20 protein-coding genes are annotated in these 23,887 nt (G+C 72.0%); 8 read left to right on the top strand and 12 right to left on the bottom strand.

Features of this window, described 5'->3' with window-relative positions; genetic code table 11:
* Nucleotides 1-26 precede the first annotated feature (26 nt).
* The 4 genes from ACIRD8_RS29280 to ACIRD8_RS29265 are packed head-to-tail and all read left to right on the top strand — an operon-like array spanning nt 27 to nt 4,818.
* A complete protein-coding gene (locus tag ACIRD8_RS29280; protein WP_403997942.1) occupies nt 27-1,226 on the top strand; it encodes an ABC transporter substrate-binding protein in 1,200 nt (399 codons plus the stop codon).
* Nucleotide 1,227: 1 nt separating this feature from the next.
* Entirely contained in the window at nt 1,228-3,222 is a 1,995-nt protein-coding gene (locus tag ACIRD8_RS29275) for a branched-chain amino acid ABC transporter permease (protein WP_403997939.1), read from the top strand.
* Nucleotides 3,219-4,079, top strand: a complete 861-nt coding sequence (locus ACIRD8_RS29270; protein ID WP_403997936.1) for an ABC transporter ATP-binding protein — start codon at nt 3,219-3,221, stop codon at nt 4,077-4,079. Before ACIRD8_RS29275 ends, ACIRD8_RS29270 begins: the two co-directional genes overlap by 4 nt.
* A gap of 10 nt (nt 4,080-4,089) precedes the next feature.
* A complete protein-coding gene (locus ACIRD8_RS29265; RefSeq protein WP_403997933.1) occupies nt 4,090-4,818 on the top strand; it encodes an ABC transporter ATP-binding protein in 729 nt (242 codons plus the stop codon).
* A 20-nt stretch (nt 4,819-4,838) separates the two neighbouring features.
* Here ACIRD8_RS29265 and ACIRD8_RS29260 read toward each other — a convergent pair whose 3' ends face one another.
* The 8 genes from ACIRD8_RS29260 to ACIRD8_RS29225 form a co-directional block, all read right to left on the bottom strand.
* Nucleotides 4,839-6,056: an FAD-dependent monooxygenase gene (locus tag ACIRD8_RS29260; protein ID WP_403997930.1), complete on the bottom strand. Its 1,218-nt coding sequence runs from the start codon at nt 6,054-6,056 to the stop codon at nt 4,839-4,841.
* Nucleotides 6,057-6,280: 224 nt separating this feature from the next.
* On the bottom strand, nt 6,281-7,339 hold the full coding sequence (locus tag ACIRD8_RS29255) for a VWA domain-containing protein (RefSeq protein ID WP_403997927.1): 1,059 nt from the start codon (nt 7,337-7,339) through the stop codon (nt 6,281-6,283).
* 125 nt (nt 7,340-7,464) lie between these two features.
* Nucleotides 7,465-10,269 (bottom strand): hypothetical protein, encoded by a 2,805-nt coding sequence (locus ACIRD8_RS29250; RefSeq protein WP_403997925.1) that lies wholly within the window; start codon nt 10,267-10,269, stop codon nt 7,465-7,467.
* Nucleotides 10,266-11,378: an AAA family ATPase gene (locus ACIRD8_RS29245; RefSeq protein ID WP_403997922.1), complete on the bottom strand. Its 1,113-nt coding sequence runs from the start codon at nt 11,376-11,378 to the stop codon at nt 10,266-10,268. Before ACIRD8_RS29245 ends, ACIRD8_RS29250 begins: the two co-directional genes overlap by 4 nt.
* 62 nt (nt 11,379-11,440) lie before the next feature.
* A complete protein-coding gene (locus ACIRD8_RS29240) occupies nt 11,441-12,865 on the bottom strand; it encodes a VWA domain-containing protein (protein WP_403997919.1) in 1,425 nt (474 codons plus the stop codon).
* Nucleotides 12,862-14,253, bottom strand: coding sequence for a hypothetical protein (locus tag ACIRD8_RS29235; protein ID WP_403997916.1), 1,392 nt, complete (start codon nt 14,251-14,253; stop codon nt 12,862-12,864). The genes ACIRD8_RS29240 and ACIRD8_RS29235 overlap by 4 nt, the downstream gene beginning before the upstream one ends.
* A complete protein-coding gene (locus ACIRD8_RS29230; RefSeq protein ID WP_403997914.1) occupies nt 14,253-14,756 on the bottom strand; it encodes a hypothetical protein in 504 nt (167 codons plus the stop codon). Before ACIRD8_RS29230 ends, ACIRD8_RS29235 begins: the two co-directional genes overlap by 1 nt.
* Before the next feature lie 124 nt (nt 14,757-14,880).
* Nucleotides 14,881-15,336, bottom strand: coding sequence for a MarR family winged helix-turn-helix transcriptional regulator (locus ACIRD8_RS29225; protein WP_403997911.1), 456 nt, complete (start codon nt 15,334-15,336; stop codon nt 14,881-14,883).
* Between the two features lie 85 nt (nt 15,337-15,421).
* Between ACIRD8_RS29225 and ACIRD8_RS29220 the strand changes: the two genes are divergently transcribed.
* Complete coding sequence (locus ACIRD8_RS29220; protein ID WP_403997909.1) at nt 15,422-16,348, top strand: zinc-binding alcohol dehydrogenase family protein; 927 nt, start codon at nt 15,422-15,424, stop codon at nt 16,346-16,348.
* A 20-nt stretch (nt 16,349-16,368) separates the two neighbouring features.
* Here the strand turns inward: ACIRD8_RS29220 and ACIRD8_RS29215 are convergent, their stop codons facing one another.
* The gene (locus ACIRD8_RS29215) at nt 16,369-16,878 is read right to left on the bottom strand and encodes a methylated-DNA--[protein]-cysteine S-methyltransferase (protein ID WP_403997906.1); all 510 of its coding nucleotides are present in this window, start codon (nt 16,876-16,878) and stop codon (nt 16,369-16,371) included.
* An 80-nt stretch (nt 16,879-16,958) separates the two neighbouring features.
* Entirely contained in the window at nt 16,959-18,446 is a 1,488-nt protein-coding gene (locus ACIRD8_RS29210; RefSeq protein WP_403997903.1) for an AlkA N-terminal domain-containing protein, read from the bottom strand.
* A gap of 136 nt (nt 18,447-18,582) precedes the next feature.
* Here ACIRD8_RS29210 and ACIRD8_RS29205 point away from each other — a divergent pair, with 136 nt between their 5' ends.
* Complete coding sequence (locus ACIRD8_RS29205) at nt 18,583-19,029, top strand: Fur family transcriptional regulator (RefSeq protein ID WP_403997900.1); 447 nt, start codon at nt 18,583-18,585, stop codon at nt 19,027-19,029.
* 25 nt (nt 19,030-19,054) lie between these two features.
* Nucleotides 19,055-20,527 (top strand): catalase, encoded by a 1,473-nt coding sequence (locus ACIRD8_RS29200; protein WP_403998054.1) that lies wholly within the window; start codon nt 19,055-19,057, stop codon nt 20,525-20,527.
* A 65-nt stretch (nt 20,528-20,592) separates the two neighbouring features.
* Here ACIRD8_RS29200 and ACIRD8_RS29195 read toward each other — a convergent pair whose 3' ends face one another.
* Nucleotides 20,593-20,970: an ankyrin repeat domain-containing protein gene (locus tag ACIRD8_RS29195; protein WP_403997897.1), complete on the bottom strand. Its 378-nt coding sequence runs from the start codon at nt 20,968-20,970 to the stop codon at nt 20,593-20,595.
* Between the two features lie 212 nt (nt 20,971-21,182).
* Here ACIRD8_RS29195 and ACIRD8_RS29190 point away from each other — a divergent pair, with 212 nt between their 5' ends.
* Nucleotides 21,183-22,727, top strand: coding sequence for a sugar transferase (locus ACIRD8_RS29190; RefSeq protein ID WP_403997894.1), 1,545 nt, complete (start codon nt 21,183-21,185; stop codon nt 22,725-22,727).
* 72 nt (nt 22,728-22,799) lie between these two features.
* On the opposite strand, the gene ACIRD8_RS29185 is transcribed toward ACIRD8_RS29190, so the two are convergent.
* Nucleotides 22,800-23,783, bottom strand: a complete 984-nt coding sequence (locus tag ACIRD8_RS29185) for a GDP-L-fucose synthase family protein (protein ID WP_403997891.1) — start codon at nt 23,781-23,783, stop codon at nt 22,800-22,802.
* Nucleotides 23,784-23,887 lie beyond the last annotated feature (104 nt).

Below are 23,887 nucleotides of genomic sequence, written 5' to 3'. Positions count from 1 at the left end.
ACCCGACACTCCTGATGAGAGCCCTCATGTTCTTCGACATACCCAGTCCCCGCCGCCGGTTCCGCCCGGTCGGCGCCGCCGCCCTCGCCCTCGGTCTGGCCGCCGTCACCGGCTGCAGCAGCGACAGCGGTGCCGGCGACGACACCGTGAAGATCGGCCTGGTCGCCTCCCTCTCGGGCACGTACGAGCCGGTCGGCACCGAGCTGCGCGCCGGCTTCGAGCTGTACCTGGACACCCACGGCGGCAAGCTCGGCGGGCGCAAGGCCGAGCTCGTCGTCGCGGACGAGGGCGACGGCCCGCCGACCGCTCTGCCCGCGGCTACCAAGCTGGTCAAGAAGGACAAGGTCGACGTGCTGACGGGCCTCGTCAGCGGTGGCTCGGTCAACGCGGTGCTCCCGCTGGTCGACCAGGCCAAGATCCCGTTCCTGGGGTCGAACGCCCGGCCGCCCGTGAAGGACATCGAGTACGTGTGGACGACGAGCTTCCTGTCCGACGAACCGGGCAGGGCCATCGCCCCGTACGTCAAGGAGCAGGTCGACGGGCCGGTCTACGCCATCGGCCCCGACTACCAGGGCGGTTACGACGAACTGCGCGGCTTCACCGAGGAGTTCAAGAGGGTCAAGGGCAAGCTGGCCAACCCCGGCGGCAAGACGACCTGGACGCCGTTCCCGAAGACCACCAACTTCATGCCGTACTTCGCCGAGATCGCCAAGACGGACGCCAAGGCGGTGTACTGCTTCTACGCCGGCAAGGCCGCGATCGACTTCGCCAAGCAGTACGCCCAGTCCGACATCGCCGATCTGCCGCTGTACACGGCGTTCGTCACCGAGGGCAGCGTGCTCCAGGCGCAGGGCGACGCGGCGAAGGGCATCTACTCGGTCCTGAACTACGCGGCCGACCTCGACAACGAGGCCAACCGCACGTTCGCCGCCGACTGGACCGCCGAGCACGACACCCAGCCCACCACGTACGCGATGGCGTCGTACGACGCGGCCGCCGTGCTGGACAAGGCGATCGCCGACGCGGCGAAGAAGGGCGACGTGACCCCGCAGACCATCAACAAGGCCATCGCCGGGCTGGGGCAGATCGACAGCCCGCGCGGCGCCTGGGAGTTCAGCGACAAGGCGCACGCGCCGGTGCAGACCTGGTACCTGCGCCAGGTGCGGCCGGACGGGGCTCAGCTGGCCAACGTCATGGTCCAGGACCTGGCGACGCTCGGCAGCTGACATGGATCTCCTCGACGCCCACCTCGTACCGGCGGTGGACGGGGTGGCCTTCGGGCTGCTGCTGTTCGTGGTCGCCGCCGGTCTGAGCCTCGCCTTCGGCACCGCGGGCGTGCTGAACCTGTCGCACGGCATGCTGTACGCGATCGGCGCCTACACGGGAGCCGCGCTGAGCGACGGGACCTGGGGCGGCCTCGCCCTCGGCCTGGCCGCCGGTACCGCCGCGGCGTGCGCCGCCGGGGCGGGGCTGTCCGCGGCGACGGCTCCCCTCGCGCGGCGCGGGCATCTCGCCCAGGCACTGCTGACGTTCGGGCTCGCCCTGGTCGGCGGCGATCTGCTCATCCAGCTCTTCGGCGCGGACGAGCTTCCCGTACGCGTCCCGGAGGCGCTGGACTCCTCGGTGACACTGCTGGGCCACCGCTACCCCGCGTACCGGCTGTGCTTCATCGTGATGGCCGTTCTGCTCGCCGCCTTCGGGACCTGGGTGCTGACCCGTACCCGTATGGGCGCGGCGGTACGGGCCGCCGCCGACGATCCGCAGATGCTCGCGACCACCGGCCACAGCCCCCGGGCCGTGCACACCGGCGTACTCGCGGCGGCGGGCGCGCTGGCCGGGGCGGCGGGGGTGCTGGGGGCGCCGATCATCGGGCCGGGGCCGGGCACGTCCGAGAACGTGCTGATGCTGTCCCTCGTGGTGGTCGTCCTGGGCGGGCTGCGCTCTTTGTGGGCGACGCTGGCGGCGGCGGTCGCCGTGGGCGAGGTGCAGACGCTGGGCGTCTCGGTGGTGCCGGACCTGGCGCCGTACCTGCTCTTCGCCGCGATGGCGGCGGTGCTGGTCCTGCGCTCCCGCTTCGCGGAACCGGCGGCGTCGGTTACCGCAGGCGATTCGGCAGGGACTTCGGCACTTCTCCGGGCCAGGAACAGGCGTGAGGGGGCCGGGTACCTGCCGATCTCCCTTCCGTTTTCGCTTCCCCATACGCACGGAGCCGCCCGGCGGGCCGCTCCCCTGCTCGTGCTGCTCGCGGTGCTGGCCGCGCTGCCGTGGGTGCTCGACGCGTACACGCTCTCGCTGGCCGGTTCCGCCCTGGCGCTGGGGCTGCTCGCCGTCAGCGTCACCGTCCTCACCGGCTACGCGGGGCTGCCGACCCTGGGGCAGACCGCGCCGTTCGCGGTCGGCGCGTATGCCACGGCCAATCTCGCGGAGGCCGGGTGGACCATGGGCCCGGTCCAGGTCGTCCTCTCGGCACTCGCGGCCGCCCTCTTCTCCGCCCTCACCGGGCCGGCCGTGGTCCGGGCCCGGGGCACCACCGTGCTGATGATCACGCTCGCCGTCGGGGAGCTGACCGGCGCGGTCGTCAACCGGCTGAAGTCCGTCACCGGAGGCGCCGACGGCCTCGTGGGCTTCCCGGCCACGCAGGCCCTGTGGGGCGGGGAGGGGATGTTCGAGGAGAGCGAGCTCTACACCTACGCGCTCGTCGTCGCCGCCGTCGCCGTCGCCGTCACCCTGCTCGTGCTGCGCTCCCCGGCGGGCAAGCTGCTGACCGGCACCCGGGGTGCCGAGGCGCGGATGCGTGCCTCCGGGCACCCGGTGGGGCGCTATCTGCTGGTGGCGCACATCTGCGCCGGTGCGCTGGCCGGCGTGGGCGGCTCGCTGATGGTCACCGTCCAGCAGTACCTCTCCCCCGCCGACGTCGGCTTCGAGATCGCGGCGTTCGCGCTGCTGGCGGCCGTCATCGGCGGCACCACGTCCGTGATCGGCGCCCTGATGGGTGCCGGGCTCATCGTCGTCACCCGGGACTGGGTCGCCGGATCGTGGCCCGGCCACGGGCCGCTGCTGCTCGGGGTGCTGTTCGTGGCCGCCGTGTACCTGCTGCCCCGGGGTCTGGCCGGCCTGCGCGGCGGCTCCGGCCGGAGCGGGCCGGAGCCCGGTCCGCCACGGTCCGGCGAGCAGCACCCGTCCGTGCCCGACCCGACCCCCGCCGGGAAGGTTTCCCCTTGACGCCCGCACCGACGCCCGCACCGAACGCCGCCTCGGCGCCCCCTCTGCTGAACCTCACCGGCCTCACCCGCAGGTACGGCAGTCTCACGGCCGTCGACGACGTCGGCCTGCGGCTCCCGCCCGGCGCCCGGCACGCGGTCATCGGCCCCAACGGGGCCGGCAAGACCACCCTGCTCAACCTCATCGCGGGCACCGACCGGCCCGACCACGGGACGATCGCACTGGACGGCGTGGACATCACCCGTACGGCGACGGCCAGGCGCAGCCGGCTCGGTATCGCGCGGAGCTTCCAACAGCCGTCGGCAATTACCGAGTTGACGGTCCTGGACAACGTCGTCCTGGCGGGCTGGCCGCACCATCCGAAGCGCCGTGGCGCCTGGCGCCGTCCGTCCCGCTACCGGCTGCACGCCGAGTCCGCGCAGGGCCACCTGGAGACCGTCGGCCTCGCCGACCTGGCCCACCGGGCGGCCTCCACGCTCTCCCACGGGCAGCGCCGCATGCTCGACCTCGCCGCCGCGCTGGCGGGGAACCCGCGCCTGCTGCTCCTGGACGAGCCGGCGGCCGGTCTGACCGACGGCGACATCGGCCGGCTGCTCGGAATTCTCGGCGGGCTGCCGGACAGCGTCGCGATCATCCTGGTCGAGCACCATGTCGAGGTGGTCGCCGAACTCGCCACCACCGTGACGGTGCTGGCAGCGGGACGGGTGCTCGTCACCGCCCCGACGCGGGAGGCCCTCGCCCACCCCGACGTCCGCGACGCGTACCACGACCCGGGCACGACGGCGCGGGGCGCCTCCTCGGACCGGCCCACTCCCGAGGCGACCGAAGCGTCCGAAGCGTCCGAAGCGAGAGGATGACAGGCCACCGATGCTCGAACTCACCGGCCTGACCGCGGGCTACCACGGCGGCACCGCGCTCCACGCCCTCGACCTGGAGGTGTCCGCCGGCACGGTCCACGCCGTCGTCGGCCACAACGGCGCGGGCAAGACCACCCTCGTCCACACCGTCGCCGGGCTGATGCGCCCGAGCGCCGGCACCGTACGCCTCGACGGCCGGGATGTGACGGGGCTGCCCGCGCACCGCATCGCCCGCGCCGGGATCGGCCTCGTGCCGCAGGGCCGCCGGGTCTTCGCCGGGCTCACCGTCGCCGAACACCTGCGGCTGTCCCACCGTCCGCCACGGCGCGGCGGGCCCGCGCGGCCCAGCGTGTGGACCCCCGCGCGGGTCCTGGAGCTGCTGCCCCGGCTGGGCGAGCGCCGCGACAACCGGGGTACGGACCTGTCCGGCGGCGAACAGCAGATGCTGGCCCTGGCCCGCGCGCTGCTCGGCTCACCGCGTGTGCTGCTGCTCGACGAGCCGTCCGAGGGCCTCGCGCCCGTACTCGTCCGGCAGGTCCACGAGCTGGTGACCACGCTGGCGGACGAGGGCATCGCCGTACTCCTGGTGTCCCCCAGCCCGGCCCGGGCCGTCGAGTGCGCCCGCACGCTGACGGTGCTGACCTCGGGCCGGATGACGCTCCGCATACCCGGCGAGGAGGCCCGCGCCGACGCGTCGGCCCTGCACGCCGCGCTGGAACTGGCGCCGGGCACGGCCTGAAGCGGGGCGGGCCCCGTCGCCTAGCCGACCTTGATGCTGTGGCCGCCGAAGCCGCTGCGCTTGTCCGAGCCGCTGTTCTGGTCCTGCCACCACGTGTCGAACTCCGGCCGGCCCATGGCCGACCAGTCGGGTGTGTTCTCGACCTGTGCACTGCCCATCCTGCGGGCGAGGGCGACCATGGCCGCGCCGACGGGTCCCCGGCCCGCGTCGTAACTCTCCAGGACCTCCTTCCAGCTGTCCCCGGCCCGCCACGCGGCCTCCAGGGCGTTGGCGTCCTGGAGCGCCTTCACGCTGCCTCCGCCGATGTGCGGCCGGGCGACGCTCGCGGCGTCGCCGACGAGCGCCATGCGGCCCGAGGTGTAGTGCGGCACCTCCAGGTCGTAGATGGGCTGGATGAACGTGGTCTCGGCGGGGGTACGGAGCACCCTGGCCGCCCAGTACGGCGGGAAGGTGTCGGCGACCAGGGCGCGCAGGTACGCGGTGAGCACCGAGTTGAGCCGGCCCGGCGGCAGCGAGGTCGGGCGCGTCAGGTCGGGGTGGAGGCCGTCGGTCTGCGGGGGCGCGGTGTAGAGGACCCAGTTGAGCAGCTCCCCGCCGACGCCGTCCGGGATCCGGTAGAGCATGCAGTGGCCGCCGGGGAAGACGATGTTGTGCGCGTCGCGTCCGTCCGAGGGGAGGCCGGCCACGTCCGACGACGTGCCGCGCCAGCCGATGTAGCCGGCGTACGTCGCGTCGGTGCCCGGGAACATGGCCTCGCGGACGACGGAGCGGTATCCGTCCGCCCCGATCACCACGTCGAAGTGCTCCTGGTGCCCGTCCGCGAGCCGCAGCGTCACCCCGTCGTCGTCCGGCTCCACTCCGGTGACCACGGCACCCGACCGGTAGGTGACCTCCTGGGGCACCCTGCGGCGCAGTTCGCTCCACAGCGAGCCCCAGCTGTAGGCGCGGAAGGGGAACGGCTGCTCGCCGACGGCCCGGCCGTGCTCCGCCTCGCCGTCCCGCACGCTCCATACCCGCCGGGTCAGGGGCGCCCAGGGCATCTCGGGGGCCACATACCCGGCGTCCCTCAGTTCGTCGTAGCGGTCGCTGTGCAGGGCGATTCCCACCCCCCTGTCGCGGAGCCGGGCATCGGCGCGCTCGAAGACGGTGATCCTCTCGGCTCCGCCCCGCGACGCGGCCAGAGCTGCGGCGCACCCCGCTATGCTGCCGCCGACCACGGCGATGCTGCCTCCACGCATGACTGGCACTCCACTCACTCGGTGTTACGGTCGCCTTCCGGGTCCGCTCCCCGGCGACCTGCCCTGGTGTAACTCTCCTGTTTTCGGCCGCTGTTGACCCGTTCGGCGCGTTCAGGACCCGCACGGGATCCTACCGAGGAGCAGCCGGCCGACGAGCGGCGCACGTACGGCGGCTGCACGGACCTCCACACCTGTCGACGGTATGTCAGAGCATGAACGGTGTGTCAGAGCATGATCAGCAGCCGGGTGTTCGCCTTGAGCTTCCGGTTCACCGAACGGCTCTGCACGTACACCTCCAGCTTCGGGTTGTTCCCCGCCTTCACGGAGACGGTCCCGTGGATACCCGTGCCGAACAGAAGGCTGCGCGCCGCGTCGCCCGTGTACGCGCGGTCGGTGTCCTTCTCGACCACGATGACGTCCTTGTCGGGCTGGACCTGAACCCGGGTTCCCAGCTGGTAGTAGCACGAACCGCGCTGGTACGACACACCCGGATGCGAGTCGACGAAGGCGCGGATCTCGGCCTCCTTGTCGACCTTCAGGAGCCGGTACCTGTCGGCCGCCACCGGTTCGAGGTTCGCCCGGACCTCGTCGACCGATATGTCCTGGCCGACGGCGAAGAGGTTCTTCGTGCCGCGCACTCCCTGCTCGCGTCCCCGCAGGAAGCTGGTGGCGGCGGCCCGCACCGTCCCGATCGCGTCCTCGACGCCCTTCTGGGAGTCCGCGTCCCAGATGGCGATGTTTCCCGCCGGGAAGCCGTAGTTCTGAGCGGTGCGCTTCGCCAGGGAGTTGGGGACGAGGATCGCGGACGTCCAGTGGCCGGGCAGCGCGCCCATCCTCGCCGCGATCCTGTCGAGCCAGGGGCCGAGGATGGTCATGTCGCCGTCGTGCCGCCGGTCGCCGCCGGAGGCGTTCTCCTCGCCGTCCGTCACGACGATCTGGAGGAAGCTGTGCTCGCCGTACTCCTCCCAGATGTGGCCCAGGTCGTCCAGCGACTTGAGCGAGGCCTCGATGAGGGCGGTGGCACCGTTGTTGACCTTGTACAGGCCGCGCATGGACGGCAGGTGCTTCACATCCATGTCCCAGACCAGGTTCTCCACCCTGTGGTCGAAGGAGTAGAGGCTGATCCGGGTCTCATGGCCGAGGTTGTCCGACTCGGCCTTGAGGCCGGCCACGAACTCGTCCACGACGCGGATCAGCTGACCCTGGTGCTGGTACATGGAACCCGAACAGTCCACGACCAGCGCGACGTGATTCACCTTGTGCTGGATCTTGTTGGCGGACATGGCTGTGCTCCTTCGCCGAGGCTCCCCGAGTGATGAGTTCACCCTAGGAGGAGCCACTGACAACGGATCATGACGACGGATCACCGGCGCTCACCTGCGCCGTCGGAGCACTCCCCCGTCCGCCGTCAGACCCCTGCCAGCAGCGCCTCCAGTGCCGTGGCCGTCTCCGGGTGACGGCCGACGAGTACCGCGCCCGAGGGCGTCGGCGCCTCCGTCTCCGTCTCCCAGGTGCCCTCGCAGCCCAGCAGCTCCGCCAGGCCGTCGCACGTCTCCGGGTACGCGGTCAGCAGTGCGGCACGGCCTGCCGCGCCACCACCGGGCACCGCCGGGGCGGCCGGTGTTTCCGGGGCGGTCCGCCACGGTGGGACCCAGGTGTCCAGCGCCGCGAGGCGGCCGGGGAAGACGCGTCCGGCCTCGCGGATCAGCAGCGGGGCCAGGTCGGCGCCCTCGGCACGCAGGGTGGTGATCAGCGTCGGCAGCCAGGGCAGCAGCACCGGGTCCGGCAGCCGTGCGAAGGCGTTGGAGACCGCCTCGACGACGAAGTCGGCGAGCTGCGGCACCGGCTCCAGGGCGTGCAGGAACCCGCTGAGGTAACGCGGATAAGCCTGCACCACCAGGGGGTTGTCCAGCAGCGCGTCGCAGCGCTCCCTCAGCTCCGCGCGGGTGAGCTGCCCGAGGTGGACCTGGGCCGCCCACAGCAGTGCCACCCTGGAGGGCTCCTGCGGGTGCGACTGCGCGAAGGCCAATTCCAGCTGGGTCCGGTCGCAGCCGAGCGACAGGGCCAGGCTCTCCATGCTGAAGAGGAATCCCAGCATCGCGGCGACCTGGCGGACGGTCGCGTCCTCGTCGGTGAACGCCGTCGGCAGCAGCGTGCAGTAGTGCGCGTACCCCGTCTTGGCGAAGGACTCGATCCAGGCCGGCAGCTCCGGCCGGCTGATCCGGTAGTACGCCAGGAGCCGGCGCACCCTGCGCAGGACCTCCGGCGCCCCGTCGACGCTGCGCTCGGTGGCCAGCACCTCCAGGGCGCGGGTGCCCAGCTCGTCGGCGAGCCGGCCGCTGCGCAGATGCAGTACGGCGTCCTCGACCGCGCCGAGGACCTGCGCCGTGGTGGCGTTCGGGGCGTACGCGGCGCGGCGCAGGCGCTGTTCCAGGACCTGCTCGATGCTGACGCCCTCGTAACCGAGCTCGATGAGCGCCCGCTGGTGGGTGCCGAGCGCCAGGTCCCAGGACTCCTGCACCGACTGCTTGCCGAGCTCCCGCTCACCCATGATCGGCCGTGCGGCGCCATGGGGCATGAGGTGGCGCAGCATCCACAGCACGTCGGAGCACTGCCGCAGCTCCGGCTGGGAGTTCATGTCCAGCAGGGCCCGCCGCACTCCGCGCTGCTGGAGCTTGAGGTTCAGCGGGGCGAGCCGGTCGTGCACGTCCCGGGCCAGGGGCGGCAGCGCGTCGTAGCCGACCTGGCCGATCCGGTCGCCGCCCATCAGGATCTCCACGAGGCGGCGGACGTCGCGCCTGCCCGGCACGGTCTCCTTCTCTATGCAGGTGACCGCCGCGTCCTGGAAGTCGTACGGGGTGGGCCTGGCCCGGTCCCGCATGCCGGCCAGCAGGATCGACGTCTCGAACACGGCGATGGCGTCGGCGGTGGAGGCGAGGTAGCCGTTGCGCCGGGCGGAGCGCACGATCTCCACCGACCAGCCGAGGAGTTCGGCCTCGTCGAGCCGGTCGAGGGCGGGCGGGCTCTGCAGGAAGCCGGAGAGCTTGTCGGAGGGCGTCTCCGGCGTCACGGGGGCGGCCGGCGCGAGCGCCTTCGTCTTTCCGGCGGCCTTTTTGGCGCCCGCCTGACCCGCGAGCCGGAACGGCTGCACCTTGGTCCGTCTGAGGTTCTTCGTCCACTGGGTGGCGGCTATGGAGACGGACCCGGCGGCGAGGCCGAACTGTGCCTCGATCGCCGCGTGGCTGGACGGGATCAGGCCGTGCTGCCACGTGCTCTCGCTCGGTGGGGTGATCTCGAAGGTGTCGCTGCCGTGGACGCCGAACTCCTCGACCCGACTGGACGCGTGGAAGGCGCCGCAGACGTAGAGGCAGTCCTCGGGGTCCGTACCGGTCGCGGCGAGGTGTCGGCGCATCCGCGTCCACATGTACCGCTCACGGTCCTCGTCGACCCTGACCCGGTCGGCGTCCCCGGGGGCCAGACGGCGGAAGAGGCTGCCGATGAGGAGCATGACCTGGCGGTAGGTGTCGTGGTCGCCGTCGCCGAGCGGCAGTTCGACGTACTGGTGCCACCACTCCGACCAGTGCCGCACACGACCGTGGTGCAGGAGGTGCTCCTCCAGCTCGGCGAAGCGGGGGCGCAGGTCGCCGATCTCCACCCCGACCGCGTCGCCGTGCAGCGCCGCCTCCTCCTCGGCGGGCGGAGCGTCGGGGTCCGTGGGCTCCGCCGCGCCGGCCTGCCACTGGAACACATGGTCCGAGGAGCGGTCGACGAGGACCAGCTCGACGCCCGGGGTGTCCAGTGCGTAGGCGATGGCCTGGTACTCGGCGGACGCCTCGGTGATCGGGGCGACGACCGAGAGCGGTGCCCATTCGGCGGGGAAGCCCTTGACCTCGCTCGCGAACGCCTGGACGGCCACCGGGAGCCGGCAGTTCCTCAGCTCGGACAGGAGCGGCGCCATGTCCTCGCACAGCTCCAGATACACCACCTTCGGCTGCTTCTCCCGCAGCCGCCGTGCCATCGCGACCGCCGAGGCGGGCGAGTGGTGGCAGACGGGGAAGATCTCCAGCGGCTCGCGCACGGCGCGGTCGACGTCGTCGACGATGCCCAGGAGGATGCCCTGCAGCGCGTCCGGTCCGTCGGCGAACTCCGTCGCGGCGTCCTGGAGTTGCCCGCGCAGCGCCTCGAAGGGCGTCCCCTCGCTCAGGGCGCTCATGACAGGGTGGCGATCGCGTCGCGGCCACCCTCCAGGAACTCCGGCCAGGAGCCCCCTTCCTCCTTGCTGCGCGGCTCGACGACGCCGTGGAGGTACTTGTTGAGGATGGCCAGGTCCTCGGGTTCGCGCCGCGCCAGCGATCCGACGAGCGAGGAGGCGAGGGTGCGGGCGGTCAGCGCGCGTTCGCCGAAGAAGTTGCTGTGCAGGATGGCGTCCTCCAGTACGCCGATCTGCTCGGCGCTCGACAGTGCGGACTCCAGCTTCTCGTCGTCGCTGCCGGCCGCGGCCGCGGAGGCCCGCAGGTCGGCGAAGCTCTGCAGCAGTACGTCGAGGAGGGTGGGCGGGACGTCCAGCTCGATCTGATGGCGGCGGAGCAGCTCCTCGGTGCGGAAGCGGACGATCTCCGCCTCGCTCTTCTTGTTCGTCACCACCGGGATGCGGACGAAGTTGAAGCGGCGCTTCAGCGCGGAGGACAGGTCGTTGACGCCGCGGTCGCGGCTGTTGGCGGTGGCGATGACGGAGAAGCCCGGCTTGGCGAAGACGATGTTGTCGCTGTCCATCTCCGGGACCGAGATGTACTTCTCCGACAGGATCGAGATCAGTGCGTCCTGGACGTCGCTGGTGGAGCGGGTGAGCTCCTCGAAGCGGCCGATCGCCCCGGTCTCCATGGCGGTCATGATCGGTGAGGGGATCATCGACTCCCGCGACTGGCCCTTGGAGATCACCATGGACACGTTCCAGGAGTACTTGATGTGGTCCTCGGTGGTGCCGGCCGTGCCTTGGACCACGAGGGTGGAGTTACGGGAGATGGCGGCGGACAGCAGCTCGGCCAGCCAGCTCTTGCCCGTGCCGGGGTCGCCGATGAGCAGCAGGCCCCGGTCGGAGGCCAGGGTGACGATGGAGCGCTCGACGAAGCTGCGGTCGCCGTACCACTTCTGGGAGATCTCCCGGTCGAGGCCGTCGGAGCGCTCGGATCCCAGGATGAAGAGGCGGACCATCTTGGGCGACAGACGCCAGGAGAACGGCTTGGGGCCGTCGTCGACCGACTCCAGCCAGTCCAGCTCCTCGGCGTACTTGATCTCGGCGGGGGCGCGCAACAGTTCGGACATGGGTGTGCCTTTCCAAGATTTCGGGTTCAACTGCACCGGGGGCCCGGGGGGCTCGACCGGTCTCAGGTCAGGAAGGTCTTGAGCTCGTGCACGAGCTTGCGTATGTGGCCGGAGAGGACCGGTGTCCCCTGGTCCTTGAACCGCTCGCGGAACCACGGGTTGACGCTGGCGCGGCCGGAGCTGGTCACGGAGCCGACCGGGATGAACTTGGCCCCGGAGCGGTGGATGGCGGCCATGCTCTCGAACAGCGGCTCGGTCTGCCATTCGTAGAAGTCGGAGATCCACACCACGACGGTGTTGCGGGGTTCGGCGATCTTCGGCTGGGCCAGTGCCATGGCGACCGTGCCGTCGGTGCCGCCGCCGAGGTTGGTGCGCAGCAGGGTCTCGAACGGGTCGTGCACCCACGGGGTGAGGTCGAGCGCCTGGGTGTCGTACGCGATGAGGTGGACGTCCACCTTGGGCAGGCCCGCGAAGATCGAGGCCAGGATGGTGCAGTTGACCATGGAGTCCACCATCGAGCCCGACTGGTCGACGACCACGATCAGCCGCTGGGGTGTGGTCCTGCGCGCGGTGTGGCGGTAGAAGAGGCGGTCGACGTAGAGCCGTTCCTCCTCGGGGCTCCAGTTGGTGAGGTTCTTCCAGATCGTGCGGTCCAGGTCGAGGTTGCGGAACACCCGCTTGGGCGGGACCGAGCGGTCCAGGGCGCCGACGGTCGACTTCTCGACCTGTGTACGCAGTACCTCGGCGACCTCGTCGACGAAGCGGCGGATCAGCGCCTTGGCGTTGGCGAGAGCCACTCCGGAGAGGTTGTCCTTGTCGCGCAGCAGCTGCTCGATCAGCGACATGCTGGGCGTCAGCTGCCCGGCCAGCTGGGGGTCGGCGAGGACCTCACGCAGTCGCATGCGTTTGACGAGTCCGGCCTCGATGGAGCCGAGCTCCGGGCCGATCTCCGGGATGAGACGGCTGAGGTCGGGGGTCCGGCCGCCGCCGCCCGTGCCCGTCGGGCCGGCGCCTGTTCCTCCGGCGCGTCCGCCGCGCAGTTCGCCGGGCTTGCAGCCGAGGGCGCGCTCCAGCCAGCCCGCGTCGGACTGCCAGCGGGACAGCTGTCCCGCGGTGACGGTCCCGGGCGGGGTGTGGAAGACGTTCAGCAGGACCTTGGAGACGAGGGCGGCGCGCCGCACCTCGGCGGCCCGGTCGCGGGCCCCGTCGGCCGTTCCGTCTTCCCCGGTGTCGTCCTGTGGCACCATCAGGCCGTCGAATTCGGCGGCCAGTCCGGGATGGCGCTGCACCACGGAGTCGACCGATGCGCGCGGGTCGAGCAGCTTGGCCGGCAGCCCGATGTCCTCCACCACGGCGAGGCTCGCGGATTCCAGTGACGCCTGTTCCTCGTGGTCGAAGAGCTGGGCGAGGAGTCGCCAGTACATGACCTGGCGGCGGTTGTCGTGCGAGGCGTCCCCGGTGGTCTCGGGGCTCTGCTGTCCGGTCATTTCCGCAGCAGCCTTCCCGCGCGCTCGCTCAGCACCTTCGCGGCGTCGGTGGCCGCCTTCTCCGCCCTGGCCCCGGCCTTGTCGGCCGTCCCGCCGGCCCACGCCCCCGCGTGCACCGGGGCCGCCTTCTTCCGCACCGTGGTCTCGACGGCGAGGGGCTGCAGGACAAACGCGCCGGCGTCCCAGCGGATCAGCGCGATGCACGCGCCGGACCTGGCGACGGCCTCGGGTGTCAGCGGTCCGGCGACGGGGATCCGGTCGGTGTCCACGGCCAGTCCGGTCCCGGCGACGGTGAAGGTCAGGTGTCCGTCGTCATCCGTCCGGGCGGTGTAGCCCTCCAGGAAGACGGGGACGGCGATGCGCGCCGGGTGCCGGTCCAGGGGCGCGGTCACCGGGGCGGTGGCGGTGGGCAGGGCCACGCGGGCGGTGGCGAACGCCTCGGCGGGCTCACCGGCGCGGGCGTGCTCGTCGCTCCAGAGGAGGTCTCCCTCCGCGGTGACGGGCATACCGGTGAGGTCCATCGAACGGCCCTCGCCGACGGCAGCGAGGAGCGACATGTGCGGGCGCAGCAGCTGCCAGATCCCGGCTCCCAGGACCGTGTCCGGCTTCGGCACCGACACACTGGCGCGCACGAGTCGGGGCGCGGAGCCGTCCACGGGCTCGAACACGGCGTGCACCTGTGCCTGCGCGGCGGTCGCGTGCTCCTGTACGTCGATCCCCAGGGGCAGCAGGCGTCCGTCGGCGGTCCCTACGGCGGGCGTGCCTGCGGCTCCGGGCACCGTCAGCAGCATCCCGCGCGACCAGAGGTCGGCCCAGCGGCGTACCGGAAAGCGCTCCGCCGACGCACCGGGGCAGGACGCGGCGAGTTCGGCGGCGAATCCGTCGATGAGGGTCGCGAGGCGGCGCAGGGAGGGATCGGGAAGCATCGCGGACACGACGTCGGCCGCTCCGGACACCACCTCGTGGTCGAGGCCCTGCCACCCGCAGCGCGCCAGGTCGGAGAGCCAGGCGCGGGCGGCCGTCAGCAGGTTCGTCGTCGGCTGCGCGGAGACCGCCGGTGCGGTCCCCGCGCCGCGTGCACGGCCGGCGGCCTCCTCGACGCGGGCCAGCAGTGCGTCGTGGACGGAGCCGAGCAGCGCGGTCCGGGCGGCGGCCAGGGCCAGGAAGTGGTCCTCCCCCGCTGCTCCGGCCGCCGCCTTCGCGGCCGCCTCGGCGACCCTGGCGGCCAGCGGCGTCCCCGCCACGGCGTCGGCGAGCCGCGTCGGGCCGGCGGCTTCGGCTGCCTGGGAACGGAGCAGGCCGGCGACGAGAGCCCCGTCGAAGGCGTCGACGGCCTCCAGGGCTTCGTCCAGTCCGTCGACGGGATCGGTGAGCAGTCCGGCGCGCATCAGGCCACCGCCCTGGTCGGCGGGAAGAACTGCATCTCGGGCAACGGCGCCGTGACCGGGGCGTGTTCGAGGTAGGCCAGGTGGCGCAGGAAGCGGCTGAAGACGGAGGCGGCGGCCTTCGTCACGTCCGCCGTCGGGCGGGTGCTCCTCATGGCCGAGGCCAGCACGGCCCCGTCCACATCGCCCTCCGGGACCTCGGCCTTGAGATACCGGACCACGCGCTCGGCGCCGTACTGCAGGACCGCCTCGCTGATCAGGGCGCCGATGTGGTTGCAGAACGATCCGCGCGCCCCGCCGCAGGGCCGGTTGTTGTTGGTGCTGCAGGCGAACGCGTAGCTCCCCGTGGCGACGGACGAGACGTAGACCCGCCCGATGTCCGAGCCGCTGGACACCACGCCCTGCAGGCGTCCGTCGGCCAGCTCGACGAACGGAACCTTGGCGAGCTTGCGCGGCCTCGCGGGTGGTATCACCCGTGCCGTGCTCGACCTCTCCCAATCCGACAACGCGCCATCTCCAATGCACAGCTGAGGGGTTGTTCCCGCCGGATCGGCGGAACACAACTGAACCTACCGGCGCCCACTGACAACGCGGTTCGGAGAGATCGGGGCGGGGCCGGAGCGGCCGACGTCAGGGCTGGGCGGAGGGCCGCGGGGCGAGCTGCAGGGCCGGGGTGAGGACGGGTTCGAGGAGCTGGGCGAGCTGCTGACGCTGCGCCGGATCGAGCCGGCCCGTCGCCGGGGCCAGGGTGTCCCGGATCTCCTGGTTCAGCCGTTCGGTGAGTTCGCGGCCCGCGTCGGTGATGAGGACGTCGACGACGCGCTTGTCGTCAGGGTTGGCCGCGCGCGCCAGCAGTCCCCGGCGTTCGGCGCGGTCGATGAGGCCGGAGAGGGTCGACTTGTCCAGCCCCAGGAAGGCCGCCAGGTCGCCCATGCGGGGGCGCCGGTCGCGGACGATGCCGAGCACGCGCAGCTGAGTGAGGGACAGGTCGTGCTCGGCGCCGATGCGGGTGAGCACCCCCATGATCTGGAAGGCGCTGCGGACGAGGCCGTCCAGCAGGGCGTCCGTGGAGTCGTCGGTGGTCATGAGCACCACCCTACTTGACATTGTTTGTGTTACCAACCATTCTGAATTCACTTGGTAATGCAAACAAACTCGTCGGGAGTTCCCCATGCATGCTGCGGTCATCACCTCGTTCGACGCCCCGCCGGCCTACGGCGAGCACCCCGATCCCGTCGCCACGGGCGAGCACGACATGGTGGTGGAGGTCCTCGCGGCGGGCCTGCACCACCTGACCCGGGCGAAGGCGAACGGCACGCACTACTCCAGCACCGGCGACTTCCCGCTGGTGCCCGGCGCGGACGGTGTCGTGCGCGACGCGTCGGGCCGCCTTCGCTACGCGGTCCTGGACGACACACAACTCGGCACGTTCGCCGAGCGCACGGTGATCGACGTGCGCCGCAGCGTGCTCCTGCCGGACGACGCCGACCCGGTCCGCATCGCCGCGGCGATGAACCCGGGCCTGTCCTCCTGGGTCGCGCTGCGCCGCCGCATCACCTTCCAGGAAGGTCAGCACGTCCTCATCCTCGGCGCCACCGGCAACGCCGGCCGGATGGCGATCCAGATCGCGAAGCGGTTCGGCGCCGCGCAGGTCATCGCCGCAGGCCGCGACACCACCCGCTTCGAAGCCCTGGAGACCCTCGGCGCGGACCGGACGATCACCTTCGACGAGGCCGGGGCCGCGGCCGACGTCGATGTCGTCCTCGACTTCGTGTGGGGCGAGCCCGCCGCCGGCGCCATGCTCCCGATCCTGACCGCCCGGGCCGACCGCTCCGCCCCGCTGACCTGGATCCAGATCGGGTCCATGGCCGGCGCGACCGCCCCGGTGCCCTCCGTGGCGCTGCGCGCGGCTCAGCTGCAGATCCTGGGCAGCGGCATCGGCTCGGTCTCGCCCCGTGACTTCATCGCGGAGCTGCCGGAGCTGGCCGCGGCCGTCACCGAGGGCGCCCTCGACGTCCAGGCCCGGGCCGTACCGCTGGCCGAGGTCGCACGGACGTGGACCGAGCAGACCGGCGAGCGCCTCGTCTTCGTCCCGTAGTGCTTCCGCCCCGGCCCTGTTCAGACCGCCCGGTGGTGGCCCTCCAGGTCCAGGAGCCGCCTCTTGCGGTCGAGGCCGCCCGAATAGCCGGTCAGGGCGCCGCTCGCGCCGATCACCCGGTGGCAGGGGCGCACGACCAGCAGCGGGTTGGCGCCGATCGCGGTGCCGACCGAACGGACCGCCGCGCGCGGCGCGCCGATCCGCGCGGCGATCTCGCCGTAGCTGAGCGTCGTGCCGTACGGGATGTCCTCAAGGGCGCTCCAGACGCGCCGCTGGAAGTCGGTGCCACGGCCGGCGGCGTACTCGATTCCGAAGCGGGTCCGGCTGCCCTCGAAGTACGCACGGAGTTCGGCGGCGATCACGGTGAAGGCCTCCGCGCTCTCCGTCCAGCCGTCCTGGACCACGGCCCCGCCCTTCTGGCCCGGCACGGAGAGCGAGGCGAGGGCGGTGCCGCCCCGCGCGGTGGCCGACTTCTCGCCCACCAGCAGCAGCTCGCCGAGCGGGCTGTCGATCGTGGTGTAGAGCGTCATGGTCGTGGTCCTTCCGGGTTCTGCGTCGTATACGTCAACTGTGCGGCGGCCGCAGGGACTCGGCTCGCGGGATTCGGACGTCACGCCGCCACCGGGCGGTGCCGCTCGGCGGTGGCGTTCCAGAGGTGGTGCATGGCGTACGTGCGCCAGGGGCGCCAGGCCCCGGCGTCCACGGCGTCGGCACCCGTGTGCCGCATGCCCGCCCGGGCCACCGCGTCGCCGGTCAGCAGCACGTCGGGGTCGCCGAGCGCCCGCATGCGGATGTAGCCGGCCGTCCAGGGGCCGACACCCCGCAGGCTCAGGAGCTCCGCCTCGGCCCGGTCGCGGTCGGCGCCCGGGTCGAGCCCGATCCGCCCGCCGGCCAGCGCGGCGGCGACGGCGCGCAGGATGACCCGCCGGGACGCGGGCGTTCCCAGCTCCTCCAGGCCGGCTTCCGCCAGGTCGCCGGGGTCGGGGAACGTACGGGTGAGGGCGCCGCTGGGGACCTGGAGGGGCGCGCCGTACGCCGTCACCAGCGCGCTGCCGAGCCGGCGCCCCGCGGCCACGGAGACCTGCTGGCCGAGGACCGCGCGGACGGCCAGTTCATGGACGTCGGCGGTCCCGGGGGCCCGCAGTCCGGGCGTACGGGCGACGAGCGGGGCCAGCGCGGGATCCGCGCCGAGGCGTTCGGCGACCGCGTGGGGGTCGGCGTCCAGGTCGAAGAGCCGGCGCATCCGCTGGGTGGCGGTCGTCAGGTCACGCAGGTCGCCCAGGTGCAGCCGGCACTCCAGCCAGCCGTCGCCGGTCCGCTCGCGGACCTCGGCGATGCCGGTGCCGTGCGGCAGGCGCAGGGTGCGCCGGTAGGTGCGGTCGCCCCGCTCGCCGGCCATCTCCTCGATGCCGGTGAGGGCGCGGGCCGCGAGGTGGTCGAAGATCTCGGCCGCCGCGTACGGTCCCCGGTGGGCGAGCCGCAGCGGTACTCCCCCGGCACCGTCGGCGGCGCCGACGGAACCGAAGCGCGAGGAGCGGCCGGGCCGGGCGGTGCGCAGCTCTCCGGGGGTGAGCGCGTAGATCTCCCGGACCGTGTCGTTGAACTGCCGCACGCTGGCGAAACCGGAGGCGAACGCGATCTCGGCGGCCTGCAGGGCCGTGGTCTGCAGCAGGACCCGCGCGGTGTGGGCCCGCTGGGCGCGGGCGAGCGCGATGGGCCCGGCGCCGACCTCGGCGTTCAGCTGGCGCTGCACCTGGCGGGCGCTGTAGCCGAGGCGCGCGGCCAGCCCGGCCACGCCCTCGCGGTCGACGACTCCGTCGCCGATCAGCCGCATCGCCCGGCCCACCAGGTCGGCGCGCGCGTTCCAGTCCGCCGAGCCGGGCACCGCGTCCGGGCGGCAGCGCCGGCAGGCACGGAACCCACCGTTCTGGGCGGCGGCCGCGGTGGGGAAGAACGACACGTTCCGGCGCTTGGGCGTCGTGGCCGGACAGCTCGGGCGGCAGTAGATCCCCGTCGTGGACACGGCGAAGAAGAACTCGCCGTCGAACCGGGCGTCGCGGCTCGTCACCGCCTCGTACCTGCTGTCGTCGCTGGTCATGCCTCAAGGGTGCGGCATCGCGCAGACCGGTGCTGGCGGGAATCGGACATGGCACTCGCCCCCCGACGGATACGCGGTTCAGTTCTCTTGCGTGTCCATGATTGGAATCATTCCAGAAAAGTGGTTCACTGCGTAGGTGATCGAAACCGAGGCCAGGACTCTCCTGCGCGGAGCGTCATTGCGGGTGACCCGCCCCAGGGTCGCCGTACTCTCGGCGGTCCACGAGGCCCCGCACTCCGATGTCAGTACCCTCCTCACCCTGGTACGCACACGCATCGGCGCGGTCTCGACCCAAGCCGTCTACGACGTACTCAAGACGCTCGTCGATGCCGGACTGGCGCGGCGGATCGACCTGCCGAACTCTCCGGCACGGTACGAGGGACAGTCCTGGGACAACCATCAGCACGTCGTCTGCCGCTCGTGCGGCACGATCGCCGACGTCGATGCCCCCCAGGGCTCTCCGCGCCTCGAGGCGCCCCAGGACCACGGGTTCGCCATCGACCACGTGGAGGTCACGTACTGGGGCCTGTGCCCCGGCTGTCGGACCGCGCGTGGCCGGCAGGACCCGGAGTCGGTGCATTGAAGTCTTCACACGGAGGAGCAGGAAAATTTCTGACAACACGAAGCCGCTGACCACTGCCGCCGGCGCACCGGTCGCGAACAACGAGAACGCCGTCACCGCCGGTCCGCGTGGCCCGATGCTGCTCCAGGACGTCTGGTTCCTGGAGAAACTCGCCCACTTCAGCCGTGAGGTCATCCCGGAGCGTCGTATGCACGCCAAGGGATCCGGCGCCTTCGGCACCTTCAAGGTGACGCAGGACATCACCCGTTACTCCAGGGCCGCCCTCTTCTCCGAGGTCGGCAAGGAGACGGAGCTCTTCGCCCGCTTCTCGACCGTCGCCGGTGAGCGCGGCGCGGCCGACGCGGAGCGGGACATCCGTGGTTTCGCCCTTCGCTTCTACACGGAGGAGGGCAACTGGGACGTCGTCGGCAACAACACGCCGGTCTTCTTCCACCGCGACCCCCACCACTTCCCCGACCTGAACCGCGCCGTGAAGCGCGACCCGCGCACCAACCTGCGCTCGGCGGAGAACAACTGGGACTTCTGGACCAACCTTCCCGAGGCCCTGCACCAGGTCACCATCGTGATGTCGGACCGTGGCATCCCCGACGGTTACCGCCACATGCACGGCTTCGGATCCCACACGTACTCGTTCATCAACGAGAGCAACGAGCGCTTCTGGGTGAAGTTCCACTTCCGCACGCAGCAGGGCATCAAGAACCTGACCGACGAGGAGGCCGCCGCGGTCGTCGCCGACGACCGCGAGTCCTCGCAGGCGGACCTCTTCGACGCCATCGAGCGCGGTGACCACCCGAAGTGGACCTTCTACATCCAGGTCATGCCGGAGGCGGACGCCGCGACGTACCGCTACCACCCGTTCGACCTGACCAAGGTCTGGTCCAAGAAGGACTACCCGCTCATCGAGGTCGGCGAGTTCGAGCTCAACCGCAACCCGGAGAACTACTTCGCCGACGTGGAGCAGGCCGCCTTCACCCCGGCCAACCTCGTTCCCGGCGTGGGTGCGTCGCCCGACCGTATGCTGCAGGGCCGGCTGTTCTCGTACGGTGACGCGGCCCGCTACCGCGTCGGGGTCAACCACCACCAGATCCCGGTGAACCAGCCCCGCGGCGCGAAGAACGTCAACACCTACCACCGCGACGGCCAGCTGCGCGTGGACGGCAACCAGGGCGCGGTCCCCGGTTACACCCCGAACAGCTACGGCCGCTGGGCGGAACAGCCGCAGTTCGCCGAGCCGGGTCTGGCGCTCGACGGCGCCGCGGCCGACCGGTTCGACTACCGCGAGGACGACGACAACTACTTCGAGCAGCCGGGCAATCTCTTCCGGGCGATGACCCCGGAGGAGCAGGACGCCCTCTTCGGCAACACCGCGCGGGCCATCGACGGTGCCTCCCAGGCCACCGTCGAGCGTCACATCAGCCACTGCACGCAGGCCGACCCGGCCTACGGCGAGGGTGTGCGCAAGGCCATCGAGGCCCTGAAGGCCTCCAAGCAGGCCTGAACCACCGGCTGTACGTGGGGCCCGGGGCAGCGGTTCGCCGCCCCGGGCCCTCCCCCGTGCGGTGGCTACTTCAGCAGTGCCGTCCGCCCGAACATCTCCGCCGCGGCCCGCGCGCTGGGGGTCCCGGCGTCCAGGTCGGCGCCCGCCGCGACCAGTGCGGCGACGATCGCGTCCTCGCCCTTGAACAGGGCGCCCGCCACCGGTGACTGGTCCCTGGCGTTACGCAGATCGACGTCGGCGCCGCGCCCGACGAGCGCCTCGACCGTCTCCGTGTGCCCGTGGTACGCGGCGAGCATGAGCGCCGTGTTGCCCTCCTGGTCCTGTACGTCCACGGGCAGCCCGTGGTCGAAGAACTCCAGGAGCTCCTCCGTACGGCCCTGCCTGGCCTGATCCATCACGATCGCGACGAGCCGGCCGGTCTGTTCCTCGGAAAGCGGTTCCATGTCCCCATTTTAGGTGCTCCCCGTGGGAGCACGGCGGAAACCACCGGCCGACGCGACATGCGTCACAGTGTCCGCCCTGTCTGAACTTCACGAGAACTCCAGCGAAATGGCACGTGTGTGGATATCGTGCACCGAGCGAGGGCGCATCCGTCAGTCCATGGGATCGGCGGATGCGCCCCGTTTGTGGGGATGCAACTGTGGCTGGGGGGTTCATGGGGCATGTCGAAATACCTGAATCGGATATATCCGGGCCTGTCGGGCTCGCGGGGGCACCACGACCGCGTACCGCCGCTGCCCGGAATCGCACGGTGGCTCCCGAGCAGTTATGGAGAGCCCCGACGACCGTCGAGCGCGATCACGCGGAGAGACCGCGGGCGAAGAAGCCGCCCGGTCCGCGTGTGCCCTTCCTCGTCCTGACCGACCTGCTGGGCCTGGGAGTTCCCGCCTGGCTCGTGCTGCGGGCCGGCGATCAGCCGGGGCCGCTGGCCGCCGCGACGTCGGCCGCGCTCGTGTGGACCGGGGTGCGCGCGGCGCGCGGCCGGTACGAGCGGCGGCCGGAAGCGCCGGGGGCGGCCCGCGCCTCCTCGGGCGACTGGCTGGTGCTCGTCGGGTTGCTGGCGGTGCTGCTGGCCGTGACGGGCGGCGGCCTCGACCCGGCGACCGCCGTCGCGGCGCTGGTGCCCGGTCTGGCCGTGGCCGTCCTCGCCGGGGCCACGGGCGGGTTACGCAGGTCCGCGGGGCGGCGGGGAGCGCGCCGGGTCCTGGTGGTCGGTGAGGCGGCGGGCCTGGACCGGGCGGTGCGTCTGCTCAACTCCCGTGAGGATCACCCGTACACGGCGGTGGCCGTGGTCCCGGTGGGCCCGGCCGCGCCGGACTGCGGGGCGCCGGTGACGGGGCGGCTGACGCCCCGGCCGGCCGACGACGACGTGTCCACGGTGCTGGGGGGCGCCTTCGCCCACGACGCGGATCTGGTGCTCGTCGCGCCCGGTCCCCGGCTCGACGACGACCGGCTGCGCCGGCTGGCGTGGGGGCTGCACGACGGCGGGCTCGCCCTCTGCGTGCTCTCGGACCTGTCGGGGGTCGCCGCGGCCAGGGTGCGGCCCGCCTCCGCCGCCGGACTGACCCTGCTGCATGTCGCGCCACCGCTGCGGCGCGGCCCGCAGGCCGTGCTCAAGACCGTCGTGGACCGGGCGGGCGCCGCGCTCGGACTGCTGGTGCTCGCTCCCCTGTTCCTCGCGGTGGCTCTGGCCGTGCGGCTCTCGTCGCCCGGTCCGGTCTTCCACCGTCAGACGCGTCACGGCCGGCACAACAGGCCGTTCACCATGTGGAAGTTCCGCACGATGGTGGCGGACGCGGAGTCCCGCAGGGAGCAGCTCTCGGCGGCGAACGAGAGCGAGGGCCCGATGTTCAAGATGCGCCGTGACCCCCGGGTGACCCGCATCGGCCACGCCCTGCGCCGTACGTCCGTGGACGAGCTGCCTCAGCTCCTCAACGTGCTGCGGGGTGACATGTCCCTGGTAGGCCCGCGTCCGCCGCTGCCGGAGGAGGTGTCGCGCTACGACGAGCGGGAGCTGCGGCGGCTGGCGGTACGGCCGGGCCTGACCGGTCTGTGGCAGGTCAGCGGGCGGTCGGACCTCTCCTGGCAGGAGACGGTCTCGCTGGACCTCTGGTACGTCGACAACTGGTCGGTGGCCACGGACATGGGGCTCCTGGCCCGTACGGTGCGCGCCGTCACCGACGGCCGCGGGGCGTACTGAGACGTGGTGGGGGGACACGGGGGTACCGGCGTGCACGGGTTCAGGACGTACCGCGGCCGTCCGGCCGAGGCGTCAGCCCCGGGGGGCGTGCCGGCCGAGCCACCACGCGTAGGTGCGGGCGATGCCGTCCCGCAGCGGGATCTGCGGTTTGAAGCCGAGGGAGGAGAGCCGGGAGACGTCGAGGAGCTTGCGCGGGGTGCCGTCGGGCTTCGAGGTGTCCCAGACGATGCTTCCCTGGTACTCCGTCACATCCCGTACGGTCTCGGCGAGTTCGCGGATGGTGAGGTCCTCGCCGCAGCCGACGTTGACCGGCTCGGCACCGTCGTACACCTCCAGCAGCCGCACGCAGGCGGCGGCGAGGTCGTCGACGTGGAGGAACTCGCGGCGGGGGCTGCCGGATCCCCACAGGGTGACCTCGTCCGCGCCGTCCCGCTTCGCCTCGTGGAAGCGGCGGATCAGGGCGGGCAGCACGTGCGAGGTCTCCAGGTCGAAGTTGTCCCCGGGACCGTAGAGATTGGTGGGCATGGCGCTGATGTACGAGGCGCCGTACTGCCGGCGGTAGGACTGGACCTGCACGATGCCGGCGATCTTGGCCAGTGCGTAGGCCTCGTTGGTCGGCTCCAGCGGGCCCGTGAGCAGCGCGTCCTCGGGGATCGGCTGGGGGGCGTGCTTGGGATAGATGCACGACGAGCCGAGGAAGAGCAGCCGCTGGATCCCTGCGGCGTGCGCGCCCGCGATCACGGCGAGCTGGATCCGGAGGTTGTCCTCCAGGAACTGCACCGGACGCGTGCTGTTGGCCATGATCCCGCCCACCTTGGCGGCGGCCAGCACCACGGCGTCCGGGCGGGTGTCACGCAGGAACGCCTCGGTCGGCGCGGCCTCGCGCAGATCGAGTTCGTCCCGGCCGCGGGTGATCACGTCGTGGCCGTCGGCGGTGAGGCGGCGCACCAGCGCCGAACCGACGAGGCCGCGGTGTCCCGCGACGAATATGCGGGCGCCGGGGCGCAGCAGGGGGCGGACGGATTCCCGGGAAGGTCCGGGGAGGTCGGTCGTCATGGCTCGGATTCTGCCAGCAGCCCGGCATCCGGGTGACCCTTTGCCGCATTCCGCTCAGATACAGATATTTCGGTGATCCGAACCGCCCGAAGGGCGGCCACAGA

It is taken from the genome of Streptomyces sp. NPDC102451, assembly GCF_044765485.1.
Taxonomy (GTDB): Bacteria; Actinomycetota; Actinomycetes; order Streptomycetales; family Streptomycetaceae; genus Streptomyces.
This window is presented reverse-complemented; position numbering and strand designations above follow the sequence as displayed.

Coding starts and splice junctions, on each gene's coding strand:
- ACIRD8_RS29210 (WP_403997903.1), bottom strand. CDS start 18,446: ATGACCAGCGACGACAGCAGGTACGAGGCGGTGACGAGCCGCGACGCC.
- ACIRD8_RS29195 (WP_403997897.1), bottom strand. CDS start 20,970: ATGGAACCGCTTTCCGAGGAACAGACCGGCCGGCTCGTCGCGATCGTG.
- ACIRD8_RS29240 (WP_403997919.1), bottom strand. CDS start 12,865: ATGACCGGACAGCAGAGCCCCGAGACCACCGGGGACGCCTCGCACGAC.
- ACIRD8_RS29260 (WP_403997930.1), bottom strand. CDS start 6,056: ATGCGTGGAGGCAGCATCGCCGTGGTCGGCGGCAGCATAGCGGGGTGC.
- ACIRD8_RS29220 (WP_403997909.1), top strand. CDS start 15,422: ATGCATGCTGCGGTCATCACCTCGTTCGACGCCCCGCCGGCCTACGGC.
- ACIRD8_RS29235 (WP_403997916.1), bottom strand. CDS start 14,253: ATGCGCGCCGGACTGCTCACCGATCCCGTCGACGGACTGGACGAAGCC.
- ACIRD8_RS29250 (WP_403997925.1), bottom strand. CDS start 10,269: ATGAGCGCCCTGAGCGAGGGGACGCCCTTCGAGGCGCTGCGCGGGCAA.
- ACIRD8_RS29190 (WP_403997894.1), top strand. CDS start 21,183: ATGGGGCATGTCGAAATACCTGAATCGGATATATCCGGGCCTGTCGGG.
- ACIRD8_RS29275 (WP_403997939.1), top strand. CDS start 1,228: ATGGATCTCCTCGACGCCCACCTCGTACCGGCGGTGGACGGGGTGGCC.
- ACIRD8_RS29280 (WP_403997942.1), top strand. CDS start 27: ATGTTCTTCGACATACCCAGTCCCCGCCGCCGGTTCCGCCCGGTCGGC.
- ACIRD8_RS29185 (WP_403997891.1), bottom strand. CDS start 23,783: ATGACGACCGACCTCCCCGGACCTTCCCGGGAATCCGTCCGCCCCCTG.
- ACIRD8_RS29265 (WP_403997933.1), top strand. CDS start 4,090: ATGCTCGAACTCACCGGCCTGACCGCGGGCTACCACGGCGGCACCGCG.
- ACIRD8_RS29245 (WP_403997922.1), bottom strand. CDS start 11,378: ATGTCCGAACTGTTGCGCGCCCCCGCCGAGATCAAGTACGCCGAGGAG.
- ACIRD8_RS29255 (WP_403997927.1), bottom strand. CDS start 7,339: ATGTCCGCCAACAAGATCCAGCACAAGGTGAATCACGTCGCGCTGGTC.
- ACIRD8_RS29225 (WP_403997911.1), bottom strand. CDS start 15,336: ATGACCACCGACGACTCCACGGACGCCCTGCTGGACGGCCTCGTCCGC.
- ACIRD8_RS29215 (WP_403997906.1), bottom strand. CDS start 16,878: ATGACGCTCTACACCACGATCGACAGCCCGCTCGGCGAGCTGCTGCTG.